Raw genomic sequence first — 20116 nt, forward strand, 5'->3', positions numbered from 1 at the left:
GTGCCTCAGTGTTCGCGGGGGTCGAGTGCGTCGCGCAGCCCGTCTCCCAGCAGGTTGAATCCAAGCACCACGAGGAAGATCGAGATGCCCGGCCAGAGCGCCATCCACGGGGCCTGGTTCAGGAAATTCTTGGCGGTGTTCAGCATCGACCCCCAGGACGGCGCGGGCGGTTGCTGTCCCAGCCCGAGGAACGACAGCGACGCCTCTGCAATGATCGCCGTGGCGATGGTCAGCGTCGCCTGCACCAGGATCGGCGCGGCAACGTTTGGCAGGATGTAGCGGGACAGGATCATCCGGGTCGGCAGACCGATAGCGCGCGCGGAGTCTACGTAATCCTCGACCTTGACGCTGATAACCTGTCCGCGCGTCAGACGGATAAAGATCGGCGTCGCCGAGATGCCGATAGCGATCATCGCATTGGTCAGCGACGGCCCCAGAAAGGCCGCCAGCGCGATGGCAAGGATCAGGAACGGCACCGCCAGCAGCGCCTCGGTGAAGCGCGAGATCACAGCGTCGATCCAGCCGCCGAAATAGCCCGCGACCAGACCGAACGGCACGCCTATCAGAACGGCGATGCCCACCGACACGACCCCCGCCAACAGCGAGGCCTGCGCCCCCCAGATCATACGGGACAGCACGTCGCGGCCAATTTCGTCGGTGCCGAAAAGATGTGCCATCGACGGCGCCTCGCGGACCGCACCCCAATCGGTTGCCTGTGGCTCCGGAATTGGCAGGATCGGCGCGAGAATTGCGATGGCAATGAAGAAAAGCACCAGAAAGCCTCCCAGCATCGCGGATCGGTGGTGGCGGAGTTTCTTCCAGACCCGGTTTTCGGGCTTGGACATCGGATCCGAAACAGGTCCGGCCTGCGGATCAGTGGCGGCGACCATCTATGCCTCCCTCAGACGCGGGTTGAGTAGCACATAGGCCATGTCCGCCAGAAGATTCATGACAATAAAGCCGACCGCGGTCACCAGCACGATGCCCTGAACCACGGCGTAATCACGATTGAACACCGCATCCACTACCAGTTTGCCAAAGCCGGGAATGGTGAAAATCTGTTCGGTCAGCACCGCGCCCGCGACCAGTTCCCCGAACAGGAGTGCGGTCATCGTCACGATGGGCGTCAGGGCATTGCGGAACGCGTGTTTCAAAACCACCTTGCGTTCCGACAGACCCTTGGCCCGGGCGGTGCGCACATAATCCGATGTCAGCACCCCCAACATCGCCGATCGTGTGTGCCGCATCAGCGTTGCCGCCAAGGCGGTGCCCAGCACGAAGGCGGGCATCAGCATTGTTTTGATCGACAACCATAAATCCTCGCCCGGTGGCACGTAGCCTGAGGCGGGCAAAAGCTGCCATTTCACCGAGACCAGCAAGATCAGCATGATCCCCAGCCAGAAATTCGGGATCGACAGCCCGGACAACGCCACCACATTGGCCACCCAGTCCACCATTGTTCCCTTGCGATAGGCCGACAGGATGCCGGCCGGAACTCCGATAACCACGGCGAAAATCAGCGACATCATGGCCAGCTGCAACGTCACCGGCAACTTCTGAGCGATCAGCTCCGTCACCGGCTGGTTGGTGCGCAGCGAAATTCCCAGATCGCCGCGCAGGGCATTCCCCGCCCAGGTCATATATTGCACCGGGATGGGATCATTCAGCCGGTATTTTTCGCGCAGGAATTCCAGAACCGCGGGATCGCGTTCCTCCCCCGCCAGCACCAGAAGCGGGTCGCCAGGCAGCAGCTTCTGCAATCCGAACACGAAGATCGAGATCAGAAAGATCGTCGGAATTGCGATCAGGAGACGGCGGAGAAAGAACGACAGCATGAGATGCCTTTCGAGCGGGTTGGCCCGCCCCCAAGGGTCGGAGGCAGGCCGGGGTCAGATCATTCCGACAGGGTCACTCCTTCCAGACGGATCATACCGTCCGGGTAGGCTGTGAACCCTTCGATCCTGCTGTCGAACGCAGTGATCCAGCTTTGGTGATACAGATAAACCAAAGGGGCTTCGTCGATCAAAATGGCGCGGGCCTTGTCGTATTCGACTTTGCGCGCGTCCGTGTCCGGCACCTTCCGCGCAGCGTTCAGCGCCGCATCCACATCGGGGTTCGAAAAGCCGCTGTCGTTGATGCCACCATTGGTGGTCACAAACTGATGGATGTTGCCGTCCGGGTCGACCCGGCCCGACCAACCGATCTGGCTTGCCTGATAATCGCCCGCCGATTGGTCGGCCAACAGGGTCGCGAACTCCTTCGACACGATCTCGATCCGAATGCCGGCCTCGGCAGCCATGGATTGTACGACCTGCATCAGCTGGAGCGGAATCGTTGTGTTGGGCACCTGTACCGTCAGGTCGATACCGTCAGGGTATCCAGCTTCGGCCAGAAGGGCCTTGGCCTTTTCGACGTCGCGTGCCTCGATCGGAAATTCGTCATCATACCAGGGCGAGACGTTGGGATAAGGCTGGTTTCCGGGCGCATAAGCCCCCTCGAAGACCACCTGATTGATGGCGTCGCGGTCCATGGCATAGCTGAACGCCTGACGCAGCCGCTTGTCCTGACCCCAGGGCGTCTCGCTCTTCTCGCCGTTGCCGACGTTGAAAGTGATACCCTGATATCCCAACGATACCGCCGAGACGACAGTTATGCTGTCGTCTGCGTTGGCCTGCGCCAAATCGGTGGGGGCCAGACGTTCCAGCATGTCGATATCGCCCGATTGCAGGTTTGCCAGACGAACGGTGGTGTCGGGGATCGGCAGGAACGTCACGCTGTCGAAGTTGATCGCATCGGCGTTCCAGTAGTCGGCGAAGCGGTTGAGTACGATCTTGTCCTGCGCGACCCGTTCTCCGAAAGAAAACGGTCCTGAACATACCGGATTCAGCCCGAAGTCGACACCCGCTGCCTCGGCGGCGGTCGGGGACATCATCATGCCGGCGCGGTCGGCCAGTTGCGCCATGACCGTGGCATCGGGCGCTATCAGGTTCAGGGTCAGCGTGTAGTCACCCGTCACGTCAACCGACGCAATCGACGATAGCTCCGACTTGCGGCGGCTCTCGTCCAGGGTCTGTGATCGCTCGATATTGGCTGCGACGGCTGCCGCGTCGAAGGTCGTGCCATCGTGGAAGACGACGCCTTCGCGAACGGTCATGTCGATGGACATCCCATCCTCGGCAACGGTCCATTCGGTCGCCAGTTGCGGGATAATCTGCAAGTCCGGCGTAATGTCGACCAGCTTGTCGCAGAGCGAGGCATATACGATCCGGCCCACGAAAGTCCGTGACTGATCCGGGTCCAGCACGTCGGCGTCCGATTGAAGTGCGATGCGCAGATCCTGCGCTGCCGCCGGCAGCGCCATGGCGGCGACCAGCGCCGTCGTAAGGGTAAGATGTTTCATGTGTCTTCCTCTCTGTTGTCGGGCGACTTTGACGGTCGTCCATTGGTGGCAACGGGGATGATCTCAGCCCCCTCCGTCGCTCGTCGGTAAAGGTTCAGTCGTGCATGGGCCGCGTCCGACCGGATACGGCGTGACGCAACCCGAGGCGTAGCCTCGATCTCGCGCCAGAAATGGCAGGCAGTCGCATGGCCGTCCGCCGCCGCCTCGAGCATCGGCACCTTCTCCCGGCAAAGCGCCTGCGCATGTGGGCAGCGCGTGTGAAACGTGCAGCCGGGGGGCGGCGCGGCGGGCGATGGCATCTCGCCCTCGATCCGTGCCCGTGTTGCGCCGCCCCGGTCGTCAAGATCTGGCACCGCATCCAATAGCGCGCGGGTATAGGGATGCCGCGGCGCCTCAAACAAGGCGTCGGTCGTGGTCTGTTCCACGATCCGGCCCAGATACATCACGGCCACCCGGTCGCTCATATGCCGGATGACCGCGAGATCGTGAGCAATCAGGATCAGGGTCAGCCCGAGATCGCGACCCAGATCGGCCAGCAGGTTCACCACCTGCGCCTGCACCGACACGTCCAGCGCCGAGACAGGCTCGTCCCCGATAATCAGTCGCGGCCCCGTGGCCAACGCGCGGGCAATCCCGATGCGTTGTCTCTGCCCGCCCGAGAATTCATGCGGATAGCGGTCGGCATATTCCGGGCGCAGCCCCACCTGACGCAACAGCTCGGCAACCTTTTCCCGCCGTTCAGATCGGCCCATCTCGGGCGCATGCACCTCCAACGGCTCGCCAACCAGCCGCCCGACGCTCAGCCGGGGGTTCAGCGATGAAAACGGATCCTGAAAGATGAACTGCACGTCCCGCCGCAATGTCGACAGCGCCTTGCCCCGCGCCCGCGTGACCTGTTGCCCGTCGAACGAGACCTCACCTGCAGTCGGATCCAGCAAACGCATCAGAAGCCGCGCCAACGTGGACTTGCCACAGCCCGACTCGCCCACGATGGCAAAGGTCTCCCCCACCTCGATCCGCAGCGATACGCCATCCACGGCGCGCACTCGTCCCGCTTTGGAGAACAACCCGCCGCCGGTGCGAAAGTGCTTTACCAGGTTGTCGGCCTCCAGAATGACGCTCATACCGCCACCCGCAAATGCTGCTCCAACGGCACGAAATGACAGGCAGCGGCGTGCCCGGGTGTAACGTCGCGCAGGGCGGGTCGCTCGGCGCAAGCCGCGACTGCAAAGGCGCAGCGAGTGCGGAACCGGCAACCTTCAGGCATCTTATCGATCGATGGCACCGACCCTTCGATTGTCGTGAGTCGTGCCCTCTCCCCCGAAAGTCGCGGCACCGATTCCATCAGCCCGATGGTGTAGGGATGCTGCGGATCATCGAAAATCTGCGCGACCGGGCCGCGCTCGACCATCTGACCGCCGTACATGACAGCAACGGTATCCGCGATCTCGGCTACGACGCCCAGATCGTGCGTGATCAGAATTGTGCCCGTTCCCCGTTCGCGCTGCAGATCACGGATCAATTCCAGTATCTGCGCCTGGATCGTCACATCCAGCGCCGTGGTCGGCTCGTCCGCAATCAGAAGCTTGGGGTCATTGGCCAGCGCCATGGCGATCATCACCCTCTGACGCTGACCACCAGATAATTGGTGCGGGAATTGCCGCAGCCGCGCTTCGGGCGACGGCAGGCCAACCCGACGCAACATTTCCAGCGTCCGGTCGCGGGCCTGTTCCTTGCTGCCGCCGCGATGCTGCAGCACCGACTCGGCAATCTGATCGCCGATCCGGAACGCAGGATTGAGCGACGTCATCGGCTCCTGAAATATCATCGCCATTGCGCCGCCGCGCCGTTCACTGGACAAGCGATCTCTGGTCAAATCTACGGTTTCGCCATCAAATCGCAGAGTTCCAGAAGAAATTTCGGCGCTACCTGACGGCAATAGCCCCATCAGTGCCATGGCTGTCACGCTTTTGCCGCACCCCGATTCACCGACAATGCACAATACTTCGCCGCGGGCCACCGACAGGTCGACCCCATCAATTACACAGGCATCCTGACCACGAAACCGCAGCCGGAAATCGCCCAGGGCCATTAAGACATCGTTGGCATCTTTGTGTAGCAGGGCGATCTCCTTTTGGGATACCTGAACCAATGCAAGATTGGTCCAGGTCAGATCAGATAGCAAGCGCGATCGTGTTGTCTTGATACATTTCGGCGGCGCCGCCGATCGGTGCCTAGATTGCGAGCGCCTATGAGCAGTGAAACATCAAGAGGAGAAGCAGCGGCCGCGCTTCCGTCGCCAAGGTTGCCTTTGCACGGAATAGTAAGCCGGTGCTCAAGGGATGACACGCTGGACCGATGGCGCTTGTCCACTGACCTCTACAGCTTCCATCAGTTGTTGGGCGTCTTCGGCGGTCCGTTCGCCGCAGACGTATCAGTCGGACTTCGGGGACCGCTGGGCCACCACCGACAGAAGCGCCAGCAGACCCGAACCGACCATCAGCACGACTGAGACCGCATTCAACACCGGGGTGGAGCCGACCTTCACCATCCGGTCGTACATCGTGATCGTCAGCGGCGCGTCCGAGCCGACCAGCATCAGCGTCGTGTTGAAGTTCTCAAACGATACCAGAAAGGCCACGATAAAGGCCGAGAAAAGCGCGGGAAACAGGAACGGCAGTGCCACGGTCGTCAGTACCCTGAGCCGCGACGCGCCCAGGTTCAGTGCCGCCTCCTCAAGTGAGATGTCGAATTTCTGCAGGCGTGCGGCGATGACCAGCGAGGTTATCGTTGTGAGGAATGAGAACTGCCCAAGCACGATGAGCGGTACGCCCGGACGCAGCCACGTCAGGAACAGCCCGAACTGGCTGTCGGCAAAATTGGCTATCATAGAGGCCAGAACAAGGATCGAAATCCCGAGAATGACGCCGGGAATCACGAGGGGCACCACCATCAGCACATAGAACGCCGACTTGAATGGGAAATCCTTGCGCACGAACAGGAAGGCATTGCAGGTGCCGGCCGCCACCGACAGAGCTGCCACGATCATGCCAATGTAAAACGAGTTCCACATCCCCCGCAGCAACGGCTCATCATTCAGAAGGCCAAGTTTCGGCTCGGTGTCCGAGATGAACCAGTCCAATGTGAACCCCCGCCATGGCAGGGAAGGAAACGTCGAATCGTTGAAGGCGAAGGCCCCCGCGGCCAGCAGTGGCGCCACGAGATAGAGAAAAAACAGTCCGACATAGACGCGATAGATCCATAGAAGATGATTTGACCCCTGCATGTCAGGTGTCCTTCGCAACGGTGGTGGCCAGACTCTGTCCGGTCAGCCGCAAACCCAGCCACACCACCAATGAGGTAAAGAGCAGCAGCAACACGCCGAAGGTCGCGCCCGCCTCCCAGTTGTAGCGGGTGATGAACTGGTTGTAGATCTGCTCGGTGAACCAGCTTGAATTCTTGCCCCCCAGCAGGACCGGCGTCAGATAGCTGCCCGCAGTAATCATGAAGACGATGATGCAGCCCGCGACGATTCCGGGCATCGCGTAGGGAACGACGATCCGTCGAAACACCGTCAGACGCGATCCGCCAAGGTTGAATCCGGCCTCCAGCAATGAATCGTCCATGCCCTGCATGGTCGAGACGAGTGGCACGATCATGAACAGGATCACCGTGTAGACGAGGCCGATGATGACGGTGACATCGTTGTAAAGCATCTCGATCGGCTCGTTGATCACGCCCATCGAGACCAGCGCTGTCGAGACTACACCGGTTTCGCGCAAAAGGACGATCCAGCCATAGGCACGCACCAAATCTGACACCCATAGCGGAATGAGACACATCAGAAACAGTGCGGCGCGGCTGCGCTCACGGGCGATCTTGGCGATGTAGTACGAGATCGGAAAGCCCAGCACGAGTGCCAGCATGGTGACCAGGATCGATATCCATGCGGTACGGAACAGCGTGTTGCGATAAACTGCGGCTTGCGCGAAATCCGCGTAGTTCTTGAAACCGAACTCGTATTCATTGATGCCTACTTTCTCGCGCAGCGAGATATAACCGATGCCGATCTGCGGCAGGATGATCAGAAGTCCGATCCACAGGGCGAAGGGCGCGAACAGAAGGATCAGCGATAGTCGTCCCGCGTCACGGCTCATGCGCCGGGCCTCCGGACGAAAACCCGCGCCCGATCAGGCTGCCATGAGACGGTAACCGCATCATGTGCCGACACCTCGGAAGCCTGATCGCCATCGGCGACTTCAACAAGTTGTCCAGTGTCGAGCCGGACGAGGATGCGGCTGGCAGCGCCGTTGAAAAGAAGGCTATCGACCTTTCCCGACAGGCTCCCGGAGCCATTGTCTCCACCGATCCGAAGCGCCTCGGGTCGTACGAAAATCTCCACCCGGTCGCCCGTGTTGCTGTCGTCGGCAAGTCGTGCCAGCACTGCGCCGCCGCCATCCAGAATCACGCGCGCCTCGCCACCCCGCACCTCGTCGATGGTGCCCGGCAAGACATTCGCATCGCCCACGAAACCCGCCACGAAGCCCGAGACCGGGTCATCGTAGAGCGCGCGCGGGCTACCGATCTGTTCGAACCCGCCGGCGTTCATCACGGCCACCTGATCGGACATGACGAGGGCCTCGGACTGGTCGTGCGTGATGTAGAGAAACGTGGTCTCGAACCGCTCCTGCAACTGTTTGAGTTCGATCTTCATGTGTTCGCGCAGTTTCAGGTCGAGCGCGCCCAGAGGCTCGTCCAACAGCAACACATCGGGCTGAAGCACCATGCAGCGTGCGATTGCGATGCGTTGCTTCTGGCCGCCCGAAAGCTGTTCGATGCGCTTGTCCTCGACGCCCGGCAGGCCGACCCGGTCCAGAACCTTGCGCACTTTCTCCGGAATTTCCGACTTCTGCTCGCCTTGGCAGCGCAGTCCATAGGCGATGTTTTCGCCGACATTCATCATCGGAAACAGCGCGAGGTGTTGGAATACCATCTTCACGTTGCGTTTATTGGGCGCGAGGTTGATGACGCTTTCGCCCTTGATGCGGATATCGCCTGCGCTGGGCGTCTCGAACCCGGCGATCATCCGCATAAGCGTCGTCTTGCCACAGCCCGAAGGGCCGAGGATCGAAAAGAACGAGCCGGGAGGGACTTCCAGCGAGACGTTCCTGACGGCAGTGAATTCGCCGAACTTCTTTGTCACGCCAACGCAGCTGAGATCGTTCATCCCGGACCTTTCAGAAAAATAATAAGACCGGGATGCGGCGATAGAACGCGTCCCGGTCTCAGGCTCACAGGATCAGTTGCCTGATGCGGCCTTGATCTGCTCCAAGGCCATGCCTTCCATATCCTCCAGACCCGGAGGGATGTTTGCGAAGAACTTCAGGTTATCAAGGTCGGACTGATCGAAGGCCACCTCGACCGCTGCGCGTTTGTCGTCGGGCAGCAGCTCGATCCCGTTCGGAACCGCCGCGATGGCCCCTGTCGAGGCCGACATCAGCTTGACGATTTCGGGCCGCATCACGAAGTTGATCCACTTATAGGCCGCATCGTCCGCCTCGCCACCACGCGGGATGGTGAAGGTGTCGATCCACGCCAGCGCGCCGGTTTCGGGCGGCACGAAGACGATGTCGGGGTTCTCGGCGTAGATTTTGAACGCGGTCGAATCCCATGTCTCGGATACTACGACTTCGCCCGACAGCATCAGCGCCGACAGATCGTCTCCACCTGTCCAATAGGTCTTGATGACCGATTTGCAGTCGATGAGCTTTTGCGTGACCTCATTCAGCATCTCCTGATAGGCCTCTTTGTCATCATAGAGCGCGAACGGGTCGTACCCCATCGCAAAGCCCATCCCCAGAAGGATCGTGCGGCGCAGACGCATCGACGTGCGACCCTGATATTCTTCGTTGCACAGGTCGCCCCAACCAGTCACCCCGGAAGCTTCTGCCTGATTGACCATGATGCCGCTGGTGCCCCACTGGTGCGGAACCGAATACACCTCGCCGTCGATCGTGGTGTTGGCTGCCACGCCTTCCAACAGGTTCGGTGTCATCACGTCGGTGTCGATCTTCGACATGTCGAGTGGCTTGTAGATATTGTATTCCTGCTGCGCGGCATTCACCCGGTCATGGCTGGGCTGGGCCAGATCGAAGCCCGTGCCGCCGGTGGCACGCAGCTTGGCGATCATTTCCTCGTTGTTCGAGAACGTCACCTCGACGTCGATGTCGGGATACTCTGCTTCGAACTTCTCGATGACCTCGTCGGGGGCGTAGCTGCCCCACGTCAGAAGGCGCAGGGTCTCGGCGCTGAGCGGAGCAGCCGCCATGCTAAGAGCAGTTCCGGCCAAGAGGCCGCGGATCATGGGTTTCATTGTGTCTCTCCTGTCGAATGTCAGAGGCGGTCATCTTGCGCGACCGTAAGTCCTTAGAGTGAAGCCCGAATTGGTCTGCCCGCCAAGGACCATTTTCACCGCAAGAGCATTCCGATCGCTTTCAGAGGCCAAGCCGATCCAACATTCGGTAGGTCGCGACGGTGGCTGGCAGAAACCACGGATCGCCTGAATACAGTGGTCGGGTCGGAAATGCTGGTCGCATCAGAGCCGTCTCGCCGCCAGGCAATCCCAGCACCCGCAGGCCTGCCTTCCAGCCCAGATAAGATGCCATGCCGACGCCCGATCCGCAGTAACCCATGGCGTGATGGATGTGATCACGACTGTCCGTATGGACCAGCGAATCAAATGTGAAGCCGACGTAACCTGACCAGGCATGGGTAATCCGCGCCTGCGCTAGTTCGGGGAATACGGCGCACATCGCCGCCCGCAGTCGCATTGCCGCCACAGCCGTGCCTGTCTCTCCCGCACTGGTGCGCCCGCCAAAGAGCACGCGCCGTCCGTTCGGCGAGGGACGGAAGTAATAGACGACCCGGCGGCTGTCCGACGCGATTCGTCCGGTGGGGAAAAGCCGTGCCATCAAATCCGGCGCCAACGGCTCGGTCGCAATGATGTAGCTTCCGACCGGCACGATCCGCCGTCGATGCCAGGGAGAAAGTGCGCCGGAATATCCATTCGTGGCCAGCACCACGTCGCGCGCAGCAACAGGACCCCGCGGGGTAACTACCGTTATGCCGGCGCCATCCCCATCAAGTGTCAGTGCGGGCGTATCGGGCCAAACCTGAACCCCGGCCTCCAGCACCTTGGCCAGCAGCCCCGCGTGATAGCGCCCTGGATCCAGGCTGGCATGCCGGTGGAACACAGCGCCGCCATGATAGGCGTCGGTGCCCAGTTCCTCTCGCTGCCGGTCGCGCGGCACCAGCGTGATGTCCTCGCCATCAGCCAGGTGCGCGAGTGCGGAAAAAGCCGCAGGCGTTGCCGCTGCGTGGAACCGGCCGCAGGGGACGAAGGCGCAGTCAATTTCCTCGCGACGCACGAAATCCTCGATGTAGGCGCGCGACGCCACCCCCTCGGCCAAGATGCCGCGTGCGGTCTCTGCCCCATGAGCGCGGGTCAGCCTGGCGAGGCCCGGCTTGATCGAAGTGCTGATCTGGCCGCCGTTTCGCGTCGAACACCCGTGCCCGGGGGTGCCCGCCTCCAACACCACCACCGACCGACCGCCGCGCGCGATCGCCAGCGCAGCCTGAAGACCCGTGTAGCCAGATCCGATCACCACTGCGTCTGCACGGGCGGGCAGCTTGCCGATGGAAATCTGCGCCGGGGGCGAATCTTCCCACCAAAACGGGGTCGTCGCGGGCTTCATAAGGTGATCTTTGCCGCTACGCTTTTGTCGCGCAGATAGTTACGGATTGCCGCAAAGCCTTTGTCGCGCCCGAAGCCGGACTGTCGGTCGCCACCGAACGGCATCTCGATCCCGCCCGCAAAATACTCGTTGGCATAGCCCTGCCCCGCGTCAACCTCGTGCGCGACCCGATGGGCGGCGCGGCTTTTCATCCGCGCGCCCGACTCCGATACGGCGAACGGACCGCCGATGAGATGCCCGGTCGGAAGTTCCGGCAAAATGCCCCGTTCCCGAGACCTCTGCACCATCGATGCGATACTCATGCTTCGACCTCGCTGACCTGATAGTCGGCCCGTTCCAGCCAATCCGGCGCGATCTCCACGCCCCAGCCGGGCGTGTCGGTCACATGTGCCTGACCGCCGTCGATGACGTAGGGGTCAGTGGCGAACAGCCCGTATTGCCATGGATAGTAATCCGCCTCTTCAATCGAGAATTCGAGATACTTGCCGGCGTTCGGAATCGCGCGCAGCAGGTGCATGGTGAATAGCGTCACCATCGACAGATTGGCGCAATGGGGCGTGACCGGCAGGCCCGCCGCCTCGGCCATCCGCGCAATCCGCAGCGTGCGACCGATACCCCCTGCATAAAGGATGTCGGGCTGTGCCACATCCACAGCCCGCAACTCGAACATCCGCCGCCATGTCGGCAGCCAGCAATCCTGCTCGCCGCCGGTCACGTCGATGTCCAGCGCAGCGGCAACCTCGGCCGTCTGTTCAAGCTCCCAATATGGGCATGGCTCTTCGTAATGGCTGATGCCGTGGTCCTGTAACATGCGTCCGTAATGGATCGCTTGCTCGGGCGCATAGCACGAATTGGCGTCGGTAAGCAGGGCCACGTCCTCGCCGTCGAAGGCGCGGGAGACTGCAGGGATAATGGCCTCGGTCCGGCCTACCCACTCGTCGCGGCCCCGCCCCACCTCGGCCCCGATGCGGAACTTGAAGGCGTCAAAACCTTTTTCGCCGTGCAGCCGACAGAACCGCTCGGCCTCGGCCTCGGGCGTGATATCGCGCTTCATGGAACTCGCATAGACGCGGACCGGACCCGGTGCGCCGCCGATCAGTGCCGTGACGGGCACGCCTGCCGCCTTCGCCTTGAGATCCCATAACGCAGTGTCCACGCCGCCGATGGCACGGCACATGTAGGAGCCCGGAAACTTGTGCTCGCGCTCGAGCACCGTATCGAAGAGATCATCGACATCCCCGAAGGACCGGCCCAGCACGTGCGGTGCGACCTGCCGGTGCAGAACCTGCGCCGTGATATCGGAGTGGTAGGTCGAGACCTGCCCCCAGCCCTGGGCACCGGTTTCGTCGGTCACCCGGACGAAGCTCACGAATTCCGTGGCGAACGTTTCGATCCGCGCCAGTCGCATAGGGTGCCTCCGCCGGTCTTGCCTGACGATATGGCTTGCAAATCGGTCCGCGGATAAGGTCCACTTCCGCAAAGCTGACGGACCAATCGGGGTAAACGGACCAATGACGTGACCAAATATTCCGGCGGCGCACTGATCCCGACCCTCCACGTTGATCGCGATGATGCCGCCAACCTCTCGCTGCAACTCGCCACGCGCCTGCGGGATCTGATCCTGTCGGGCGATTTGCCCCCTGGCACGCGCCTTCCCGCCAGCCGCACACTGGCAAACGATCAGAGCGTGTCGCGCACGACCGCCGTAACCGCCTATGAGCAGCTTGTCTCTGAGGGTCTGATCCTCAGCCGGGTCGGGGCGGGCACCTATGTCAGCCAGGACATCCAGCCCAGCCCCGCGCCCGCCCCCACCGTCGAGGTCGAGCGCCTGCCCCGGCTCGCCTCTCTCAGCCGCGATGCGACCGAGCAGTTCTTTCCGCGCCTCGCCCATCCAGTTACGCCAATGGCCTTCGTCACAGGCATGCCGGCCTTCGACGACTTTCCGATGGCGATGTGGTCACGACTGTCCGCGCGGTACTGGCGCGGGACCCGCGCCGACCTCATGTCCTATCCCGACGCCGCCGGTCTGCCCGCGTTGCGTCGCGCCATCTGCCGCCATCTGCGCGCCAATCGCGGCCTGGTCTGCGACCCAGGCGAGGTCTTCGTGTTCGCGGGCGCGCAAGACGCCTTCTTGCAGATCGCGCAGCTTCTCCTTGATCCCGGTGACCGGGTCTGGATGGAGAACCCCGGTCCCATTGGTGCCCGCAACGCCTTCATCGCCCGCGGCGCGACACTGGTCCCGGTCCCGGTGGACGAGCACGGATTGGACGTCGCCGCCGCAATGGCAAAGGCACCGGACGCCCGCCTTGCGTTAGTAACGCCCGCGCATCAGCATCCGCTCGGCCACACGATGAGCCGTGACCGCCGCTTCGAGCTGCTGCAGGCCGCCAGCCGGATCGGTGCCTGGGTGGTCGAGGACGATTACGTCGGCGAATTCCACTACGGGCGCGCACCGCAACCACCCCTAAAAGCGCTCGACAGTGGCGGGCGTGTGATCTACGTCGGTACGTTCTCCAAGGCACTCTTTCCGGCAATCCGTCTGGGCTATGCCATTGTGCCCCGCAGCCTGGCCCCGATCTTTGAGCGCACCCTGGGGGCCGCGGCCCACGGGGTCAGCCATGCAATGCAGGCAATCGTTGCAAAGTTTATCGACGAGGGGCATTTTTCGGCCCATCTGCGCCGGATGCGCGATCTCTACCGTGCCCGGCGCGACACCCTGCTGGAGGAGTCCGAGCGCCACCTGTCCGGGCTTCTTGACGTGCGCCCGACCGAGACCGGGTTCCACACCATCGGCGTCTTGCCCGAGGGCCGCGACGAGTTGGTCATCGCCGCGACCGCGGCCCGCGCGGGTCTCGCGACCGCGCCGCTCGGTGGTTTCTCACTCGAGCCGCTGGACAGACAAGGCCTGACGCTGGGGTTCAGCGCCATTCCCTCGATCGAGATAACGCGCGGCGTGAAGCGCCTCGCGACTGTGCTCCGGGCGCGCTAGAGATCTGCGGAGACCATCTCCGCAGCCCGCTCCCCGATCATCAGACACGGGGCGTTCAGGTTGCCTGCCGGAATTAGCGGCATGATCGATGCGTCGGCCACCCGAAGACCCTCGAGGCCGTGCACCCTGAGCCGGGGATCGACCACCGCGCCGCTGGCCGCGTTGGCGCCCATCGCACAGGTGCCACACTGGTGATAGACTGATGTGGTCGTCTCGCGGATGAAGGTTTCAAGTGCGTCGCGATCCATCATATCGCGGCCCGGCGTCAGTTCCCGTCGAGTGTAGCGCGACAGTTCCGGGCGCGCGGCAATGGCCCTCATGATCGGAACGGCATCGAGCATTTCGTCCATGTCCTCCGGAGCAGAGTAGTAGCCTGCATGCAGTTCGGGGCGATCCTGCGGATCGGCGGAGCGGATATGCAGCCAGCCCCGGCTTTTCGGATGGCAGTTCGACACCCCGATCATGAAGCCGGGAAAGACATCCGGCATGGTTAGCCGCCGTCGCCCCGGTGTGGCGCGCGTGTAAGACAGCGGCGAGAAATAGAGTTGCAGGTTGGGGCGTGTCCGTCCGGTATCGCCCCGCACGAAACCACCGGCCTGATTTACGCTCAGGCTCAGTGGCCCATCGCGCGTCATCAGCCAGGTCAGCCCGGCCCGGCCCCGCGCCCAGAGCGGACCGAGCGTGGCGTTGAGCGTCGGGACTGTCGCCTCGAAGACAAGGTCGTAGCCGACATGGTCCTGCAGGTTGCGACCGACCGAAGGTGCTGCGCTGACTACGTCGATCCCAAGCGGCCTGAGACGGTCCGGGTCGCCGACGCCCGACAGTTGCAGAAGCTGCGGAGAACCTATGGCTCCCGCGGACAGGATCACCTCGCGTCGCGCCATCACCCGTCCCAGCCGCCCACCGCGCAGAAACTCGACGCCCACAGCGCGACTGCCCTCGAACAGGATGCGCGTTGCCGTCGCGTCCCGCAGCAGACGCAGGTTCGGGCGGCGCAGGGCCGGGGTCAGATAGCCGGTCGCCGCCGAGGATCGCCATCCGTCCCGCACCGTGATCTGGTTAATGCCTACCCCCTCCTGGTCGGCTCCGTTGAAGTCGGGGTTGCGCGCATGGCCCAGTGCCGCGCCTGCTGTCACAAAGGCATGGGACAAGGGATGCGCGGCACGGGTCATGTCGCGGACATGGATCGGACCCGACCCGCCGCGCCACCGGCTCTCGCCGCCCGCCCATGTCTCCAGACGTCGGAAGGCGGGCAGAACGTCGGCATAGGCCCACCCGGTGCAGCCCGCTGCGGCCCAGCTATCGTAATCGGCTGCATGCCCGCGTACGAAGACCATAGCATTGATCGACGAGGATCCGCCAACCACGCGCCCGCGCGGCCAATAGGCTCTCCGTCCCCCGAGCCCGGGATCAGGCTCTGTATAATAACGCCAGTTCAATTGCGGATGGTAGAATGCCCCGCCATAGCCGATGGGCATGTGTACCCACAGGCTGCGGTCCGATCCGCCTGCCTCAAGAATGGTCACGCTCAGATCGGTCCGGTCCGACAGGCGCGCGGCCAGCACGCACCCCGCAGATCCCGCGCCCACGATCACCACATCGGCCACGTCACTATTGCTTCTGATCACCCCCTACCTCCCGTCTGCCGCGCTGCCACGGTAGAGCGTGACCGATTTCCCTGTCGCCAGCCATTCCGGCTATGCTGGCGGACCAATCATGGAAGAATGACACGTGACTGCTCAGCCGGTCCACGGCGCGGCCTTCATCAAGGCAGTGTCTACTGCCCGGGTTGCAGGCGCTGTATCCGCCACTGATCCGAGGACAGTGGGCCAGCACCACGCTTGATCTGGCTCTGCAAACATCTGGCTGTGATCGGGCAGACGTTTGATGGAACCCGCAAGATGAGGCGATCACTTGCTTAACTCAGGTCGTATTATAACCCGAAGACGCTGATGATCGGCAAAGTCAGGTTTTTGTTCTTATTTCCCCGTCAGTGCCCAAGTATCTTCGACAGGAAATCCTCGGCGCGCTCGCTCTCGGGGTTGTCGAAGAAATCATTCGTCGGCCTGTCTTCCACGATTGCGCCCTCGTCCATGAAGATGACCCTGTCCGCCACTTTGCGTGCGAAACCCATCTCGTGGGTCACAACCATCATCGTCATCCCTTCCTGTGCCAGTTCGATCATCACATCCAGCACCTCCTTGATCATTTCCGGATCGAGGGCCGAGGTCGGCTCGTCAAAGAGCATCGCGATCGGATCCATAGCGAGCGAGCGCGCGATCGCTATACGCTGTTGCTGACCACCGGAGAGCTGGCTCGGATACTTCTTTGCGTGGTCCTCCATACCAACCCGCGTCAGCAGCTTTTCCGCACGGACCACAGCTTCTTTCCGGCCCCGACCGAGAACTTTCTCTTGGGCCAGGCAAAGATTTTCAAGCACCGACATGTGCGGGTAAAGCTCGAAATGCTGGAAAACCATGCCGATACGCGATCGCAGCGCGGTCAGGTTGGCCCGCTTGGCGGTCACCTCGTCACCGTCCACGGTAATCTTGCCCTCCTGCACCGGCTCCAACCCGTTGACGCATTTGATCAGAGTCGATTTACCAGAACCGGACGGGCCGCAGACCACGACCACCTCCCCTTTGCGGACGCTTGTCGTGCAGTTGCTCAGCACGCGAAAATCGCCATACCATTTGCTGATGTTTTCGATACTGATCATGTGCTCATCCGGGACTTGAGGCTTCTGACTAACATCGAGCCGGAGAAGCATATTACGAAATAGACAACAGCTGCAAAGAGATACATCTCGACCAGTCTGCCTTCTGTCCGCGCGACAATCGACGAGGCCGTCATGAAATCACGCAAGGAAACGACGAAGACCAGCGACGTGTCCTGAAACAGAATGATGCCTTGCGTTACAAGGATCGGGATCATGTTCCGAAAGGCTTGCGGCAGGACAACATAGCGCTGGATCTGCCAATAATTCAGGCCGGTCGACTGACCGGCGTGGATCTGCCCGCGCTTCACGCTCTGGATGCCTGCACGCATGATTTCAGAGTAATAGGCCGCCTCGAAGAGAACAAAGGCGATCAACGCCGAGTAAAAGCTGCCGATCGGCCGCCCCAGCACAAGGGGCACGAGAAAATAGAACCAGAAGATCACGAGGATCAGGGGAACCGACCGGATCAGGTTGACGTATGTGGCGGCGATCAGGGACAGCGGAAGAATGCCCGAAAGCCGCGCCAGCGCCAGCAATGTGCCCAGTACGATACCCCCGATAATCGACAGAAAGGTCAGCCAGAGGCTCAATTGCAGCCCCTGCCAGAGAAACGGCAAGGAAGACCAGATAACATTGAAGTCGAAATCTGCCATGCTCAACCTTCCGTGCCGACGTAGCCGGGAATACGGGTATATTTCTCGAGCAGTTGCATCAGCCCAGTCGCCACGAGTGCGATGCACACATAAATCACGGTTGCGGCGGTGAAGGCTTCAAAGCCCTGAAACGTGTACTCGGCGATCTGCTGGCTTTGGGCGGTCAGTTCCAGAAGACCGATGGTCAGAGCCAGGGAAGAATTCTTGAAGACCGTCAGAAACTCGGACGTCAGTGGCGGCACGATCATACGAAACGAGATCGGCAACAGGACGTAGCGATACGTTTGCGACACGCTGAGGCCATGTGCCGTTGCGGCGGAGGTCAGACCGGGAGGCACGGTCTCGATGCCTGCGCGCACCTGCTCTGCGATGCGCGATGCGGTGTACAGCGCGAGCGCTATGACCGCGGTAACGAATTCCGGATTTGGCATGTCGCGCTTCATCCACCGGCCCCAGTCATCCGGCAGCAATTCGGGAACGGCGAAATACCAGATGAACATCTGCACCAGCAGCGGCACGTTGCGGAAAATCTCGACGTAGGTCGCGCTGACGGCCCGGATCACACGGTTTGGCACCGTTTTTCCGACTCCGACCAGCGCACCGATCACCAATGCAATGCACCATGCACTCAGCGCGACTGACACGGTCCAGCCAAATCCACTGATCAACCAAGAAAGATATTGTTCCTCGAACAGAACAGCCCAATTCCAGTTGTAGTTCATCTGTCATGCCCCGCTGATGAAAGGACCGGCAAGCTACTGCACTGCCGGTCCAGTTTTCATTTACTCGGGCAACGCGCCAAGTTCGAAGGCAGCTTCCAGCAGCGGATCGGCGGGAACGCCCAGCTCATCGAACCATTTCGCGTAGATCGCGTCGATCTCGCCCGACCGGAAAACGTCTGCCAAGGCTTTCTTACCGACAAGTTCGAAGGCGCTGTCATCGCGTCGCACCATCAGGGCGTATGGGTCGAACGACAGGAAATCACCCACGACCGCGAAATCGTCTGGAGTCTTTGACTTCGAGATCAGACCATAGAGCAGAATGTGATCGGAGGCGTATGCATCCACGCGGTCGGTTTCCAGGGACAACATGCCCTCGGCGTGATCGCGCACAGGCAGGATCTTTACGTCCATGCCCGCAGCTTCAACCGCGGCCATGACCGCCCGCTCATTGGTCGTTCCCTGCGCCAGCGCGATGGACTTGCCGTCCAGATCGTCCACCGAGCTGATGCCGGAATCCTTGCGGGTCAGGATTTTCGTGCCTGTCACGAAGGTCACCGGCAGATATTCGACCTGCTGCTGACGTGTCAGGTTGTTGGTTGTCGAGCCGCATTCAAGATCAATCGTACCATTTGCCATGAGGGCGATCCGCGTCTTCGGATTGACCGGCACGTATCTGACCGTCAGTTCCTTATCCAGTTCCGCAGCCACAGCATCCACGATCTTCATGCACAGATCGATGGAATAGCCGATCGGTTGCTGGTTTTCGTCGAGATATGAAAACGGTACAGAGCTTTCGCGGTAGCCAAGAACAATCTCGCCGCTCGAGGCGATCTTGTCCAATGTCCCGCCGTGACTTTCGGCAGACGCCATCGGTGCCGAAAGTCCTATAGCAAAGGCTGTTGTCAGCATTATTCGCTTGAATAACATTCCATTTCTCCTTGTTGGTTGAGATTTTCGGCTTTTTTAGTTTTGTCAGGCCGGTCCGTGCCGCTGCGACCCCGGATTTGGACTTCTGGCTATGACGAGGTCATCGCAGTCTGTCCTCATCGTGTCTAAACCCTTTGCCAATAGCCAGTCCAATGCAAATTGGTACGGTTAACTTGCATAAATCGCAAGTTTATTTGTCGCTCAGGAAGTCTTCCAGGATAGCCTTAAACAGCTTTGGCTTTTCAAGGTGGGCCGCGTGGGATGTCCCCGGAAGGATCGCCAGTTGCGCGTTTGGCAATGTCCGCCAAAGTATTTCGATCTGCCCCCAGCGATAGGATTGATCCAGTTCGCCCCAGAGAATGAGTGTCGGCATCTCAAGATCCCGCAATGCAGGGCGACCGTCCCAATGAGCCATCGCATCAAGGCCCGCGAGCGCGGCCTCACGGCTCGTCGCAGCTCCGATACTCGCCACCATTTCGAACGCGGCCGCCGCTTCACCGTCGCGAAACCAGGTGGCTCCGATCCGTCTTGAGGTCGCTTCGACACCATCGGCCATCAGCCGCTCTCGTGAGATTTCTATAGGCTCGAACCGATTGGGCAAAAGACCCAGCGGCCCGGTGCCGTACAGGATCAGCCCGAGCACACGTTTCCCGACCTTTGCTGCAATCTCCTGCGCGATCATGCCACCCATGGAGTGGCCCAGAAGCACGAACTCCGTCATATCCAGCTGATCTAGCAGTTCAATAATGGCATCGGCCATATCGCCGATCCGTTCACAGGCCGGCAAATCGGTGGCCTCGGCAAAGCCCGGAAGGGCGGGTGCGATGACATCGAAATGCTTGCTGAAATGGGCGATTTCCTGCGCCCATTGCTTTGATCCGCCAAGATAGCCGTGGATAAGCACCAACGGCATCCCGCGCCCTGCACGCCGATGAGGCAGCAAGGGCGTCAT

At 61.3% G+C, this 20116-nt stretch carries 19 protein-coding genes; 1 reads left to right on the forward strand and 18 read right to left on the reverse strand.

Annotated elements, in window-relative coordinates; translation table 11 throughout:
* Window positions 1–5: 5 nt before the first annotated feature.
* The 12 genes from BMY38_RS13860 to BMY38_RS13915 all read right to left on the reverse strand — a co-directional run bounded on the left by BMY38_RS13860 (window position 6) and on the right by BMY38_RS13915 (window position 12712).
* Window positions 6–890, reverse strand: a complete 885-nt coding sequence (locus BMY38_RS13860) for an ABC transporter permease (RefSeq protein WP_092763788.1) — start codon at window positions 888–890, stop codon at window positions 6–8.
* A complete protein-coding gene (locus BMY38_RS13865) occupies window positions 891–1835 on the reverse strand; it encodes an ABC transporter permease (protein ID WP_092763790.1) in 945 nt (314 codons plus the stop codon).
* Between the two features lie 59 nt (window positions 1836–1894).
* Window positions 1895–3400, reverse strand: a complete 1506-nt coding sequence (locus BMY38_RS13870) for an ABC transporter substrate-binding protein (RefSeq protein WP_092763792.1) — start codon at window positions 3398–3400, stop codon at window positions 1895–1897.
* On the reverse strand, window positions 3397–4524 hold the full coding sequence (locus tag BMY38_RS13875) for an ABC transporter ATP-binding protein (RefSeq protein WP_092763794.1): 1128 nt from the start codon (window positions 4522–4524) through the stop codon (window positions 3397–3399). Before BMY38_RS13875 ends, BMY38_RS13870 begins: the two co-directional genes overlap by 4 nt.
* Window positions 4521–5492, reverse strand: coding sequence for an ABC transporter ATP-binding protein (locus BMY38_RS13880; RefSeq protein WP_092763873.1), 972 nt, complete (start codon window positions 5490–5492; stop codon window positions 4521–4523). The genes BMY38_RS13875 and BMY38_RS13880 overlap by 4 nt, the downstream gene beginning before the upstream one ends.
* Window positions 5493–5834: 342 nt before the next feature.
* Window positions 5835–6686 (reverse strand): ABC transporter permease, encoded by an 852-nt coding sequence (locus tag BMY38_RS13885; protein ID WP_092763796.1) that lies wholly within the window; start codon window positions 6684–6686, stop codon window positions 5835–5837.
* 1 nt (window position 6687) lies between these two features.
* A complete protein-coding gene (locus BMY38_RS13890; RefSeq protein WP_092763798.1) occupies window positions 6688–7557 on the reverse strand; it encodes an ABC transporter permease in 870 nt (289 codons plus the stop codon).
* Window positions 7554–8627, reverse strand: a complete 1074-nt coding sequence (locus tag BMY38_RS13895; protein ID WP_092763800.1) for an ABC transporter ATP-binding protein — start codon at window positions 8625–8627, stop codon at window positions 7554–7556. The genes BMY38_RS13890 and BMY38_RS13895 overlap by 4 nt, the downstream gene beginning before the upstream one ends.
* A gap of 72 nt (window positions 8628–8699) precedes the next feature.
* Window positions 8700–9773: an extracellular solute-binding protein gene (locus tag BMY38_RS13900; RefSeq protein WP_092763802.1), complete on the reverse strand. Its 1074-nt coding sequence runs from the start codon at window positions 9771–9773 to the stop codon at window positions 8700–8702.
* A 121-nt stretch (window positions 9774–9894) separates the two neighbouring features.
* Window positions 9895–11154 (reverse strand): NAD(P)/FAD-dependent oxidoreductase, encoded by a 1260-nt coding sequence (locus BMY38_RS13905; RefSeq protein WP_092763804.1) that lies wholly within the window; start codon window positions 11152–11154, stop codon window positions 9895–9897.
* Window positions 11151–11456 carry an aldehyde dehydrogenase family protein gene (locus tag BMY38_RS13910; protein ID WP_092763806.1) on the reverse strand — a complete coding sequence of 102 codons (306 nt, stop codon included), beginning with the start codon at window positions 11454–11456 and terminating at the stop codon, window positions 11151–11153. Before BMY38_RS13910 ends, BMY38_RS13905 begins: the two co-directional genes overlap by 4 nt.
* Entirely contained in the window at window positions 11453–12712 is a 1260-nt protein-coding gene (locus BMY38_RS13915; RefSeq protein WP_281243229.1) for a mandelate racemase/muconate lactonizing enzyme family protein, read from the reverse strand. The genes BMY38_RS13910 and BMY38_RS13915 overlap by 4 nt, the downstream gene beginning before the upstream one ends.
* On the opposite strand from BMY38_RS13915, the gene pdxR reads away from it, so the two are divergent.
* Window positions 12671–14143: a MocR-like pyridoxine biosynthesis transcription factor PdxR gene (gene pdxR / locus BMY38_RS13920; protein ID WP_092763810.1), complete on the forward strand. Its 1473-nt coding sequence runs from the start codon at window positions 12671–12673 to the stop codon at window positions 14141–14143. The genes BMY38_RS13915 and pdxR overlap by 42 nt on opposite strands.
* On the opposite strand, the gene BMY38_RS13925 is transcribed toward pdxR, so the two are convergent.
* From BMY38_RS13925 to BMY38_RS13950, 6 genes are all read right to left on the reverse strand, one after another.
* Window positions 14140–15771, reverse strand: coding sequence for a GMC family oxidoreductase (locus tag BMY38_RS13925; RefSeq protein ID WP_245737620.1), 1632 nt, complete (start codon window positions 15769–15771; stop codon window positions 14140–14142). The genes pdxR and BMY38_RS13925 overlap by 4 nt on opposite strands.
* Before the next feature lie 362 nt (window positions 15772–16133).
* Window positions 16134–16862, reverse strand: coding sequence for an amino acid ABC transporter ATP-binding protein (locus BMY38_RS13930; protein ID WP_092763812.1), 729 nt, complete (start codon window positions 16860–16862; stop codon window positions 16134–16136).
* Window positions 16859–17515, reverse strand: a complete 657-nt coding sequence (locus tag BMY38_RS13935) for an amino acid ABC transporter permease (protein ID WP_092763814.1) — start codon at window positions 17513–17515, stop codon at window positions 16859–16861. Before BMY38_RS13935 ends, BMY38_RS13930 begins: the two co-directional genes overlap by 4 nt.
* Window positions 17516–17517: 2 nt before the next feature.
* Window positions 17518–18237, reverse strand: coding sequence for an amino acid ABC transporter permease (locus BMY38_RS13940; RefSeq protein WP_092763816.1), 720 nt, complete (start codon window positions 18235–18237; stop codon window positions 17518–17520).
* 60 nt (window positions 18238–18297) lie between these two features.
* Window positions 18298–19164 carry an amino acid ABC transporter substrate-binding protein gene (locus tag BMY38_RS13945; RefSeq protein WP_092763818.1) on the reverse strand — a complete coding sequence of 289 codons (867 nt, stop codon included), beginning with the start codon at window positions 19162–19164 and terminating at the stop codon, window positions 18298–18300.
* A 190-nt stretch (window positions 19165–19354) separates the two neighbouring features.
* On the reverse strand, window positions 19355–20116 hold the full coding sequence (locus BMY38_RS13950) for an alpha/beta fold hydrolase (protein ID WP_092763820.1): 762 nt from the start codon (window positions 20114–20116) through the stop codon (window positions 19355–19357).

The organism is Jannaschia helgolandensis, from assembly GCF_900109285.1.
Classification (GTDB): domain Bacteria; phylum Pseudomonadota; class Alphaproteobacteria; order Rhodobacterales; family Rhodobacteraceae; genus Jannaschia; species Jannaschia helgolandensis.

Bases quoted from the DNA above. Each gene is read 5' to 3' on its own strand.
- BMY38_RS13950 (WP_092763820.1), bottom strand. From the start codon at position 20,116: ATGACGCCCTTGCTGCCTCATCGGCGTGCAGGGCGCGGGATGCCGTTG.
- BMY38_RS13945 (WP_092763818.1), bottom strand. From the start codon at position 19,164: ATGTTATTCAAGCGAATAATGCTGACAACAGCCTTTGCTATAGGACTT.
- BMY38_RS13930 (WP_092763812.1), bottom strand. From the start codon at position 16,862: ATGATCAGTATCGAAAACATCAGCAAATGGTATGGCGATTTTCGCGTG.
- BMY38_RS13905 (WP_092763804.1), bottom strand. From the start codon at position 11,154: ATGAAGCCCGCGACGACCCCGTTTTGGTGGGAAGATTCGCCCCCGGCG.
- BMY38_RS13865 (WP_092763790.1), bottom strand. From the start codon at position 1,835: ATGCTGTCGTTCTTTCTCCGCCGTCTCCTGATCGCAATTCCGACGATC.
- BMY38_RS13940 (WP_092763816.1), bottom strand. From the start codon at position 18,237: ATGAACTACAACTGGAATTGGGCTGTTCTGTTCGAGGAACAATATCTT.
- BMY38_RS13890 (WP_092763798.1), bottom strand. From the start codon at position 7,557: ATGAGCCGTGACGCGGGACGACTATCGCTGATCCTTCTGTTCGCGCCC.
- BMY38_RS13910 (WP_092763806.1), bottom strand. From the start codon at position 11,456: ATGAGTATCGCATCGATGGTGCAGAGGTCTCGGGAACGGGGCATTTTG.
- BMY38_RS13885 (WP_092763796.1), bottom strand. From the start codon at position 6,686: ATGCAGGGGTCAAATCATCTTCTATGGATCTATCGCGTCTATGTCGGA.
- BMY38_RS13875 (WP_092763794.1), bottom strand. From the start codon at position 4,524: ATGAGCGTCATTCTGGAGGCCGACAACCTGGTAAAGCACTTTCGCACC.
- BMY38_RS13900 (WP_092763802.1), bottom strand. From the start codon at position 9,773: ATGAAACCCATGATCCGCGGCCTCTTGGCCGGAACTGCTCTTAGCATG.
- BMY38_RS13895 (WP_092763800.1), bottom strand. From the start codon at position 8,627: ATGAACGATCTCAGCTGCGTTGGCGTGACAAAGAAGTTCGGCGAATTC.
- BMY38_RS13870 (WP_092763792.1), bottom strand. From the start codon at position 3,400: ATGAAACATCTTACCCTTACGACGGCGCTGGTCGCCGCCATGGCGCTG.
- BMY38_RS13860 (WP_092763788.1), bottom strand. From the start codon at position 890: ATGGTCGCCGCCACTGATCCGCAGGCCGGACCTGTTTCGGATCCGATG.
- BMY38_RS13935 (WP_092763814.1), bottom strand. From the start codon at position 17,515: ATGGCAGATTTCGACTTCAATGTTATCTGGTCTTCCTTGCCGTTTCTC.
- BMY38_RS13880 (WP_092763873.1), bottom strand. From the start codon at position 5,492: ATGGCCCTGGGCGATTTCCGGCTGCGGTTTCGTGGTCAGGATGCCTGT.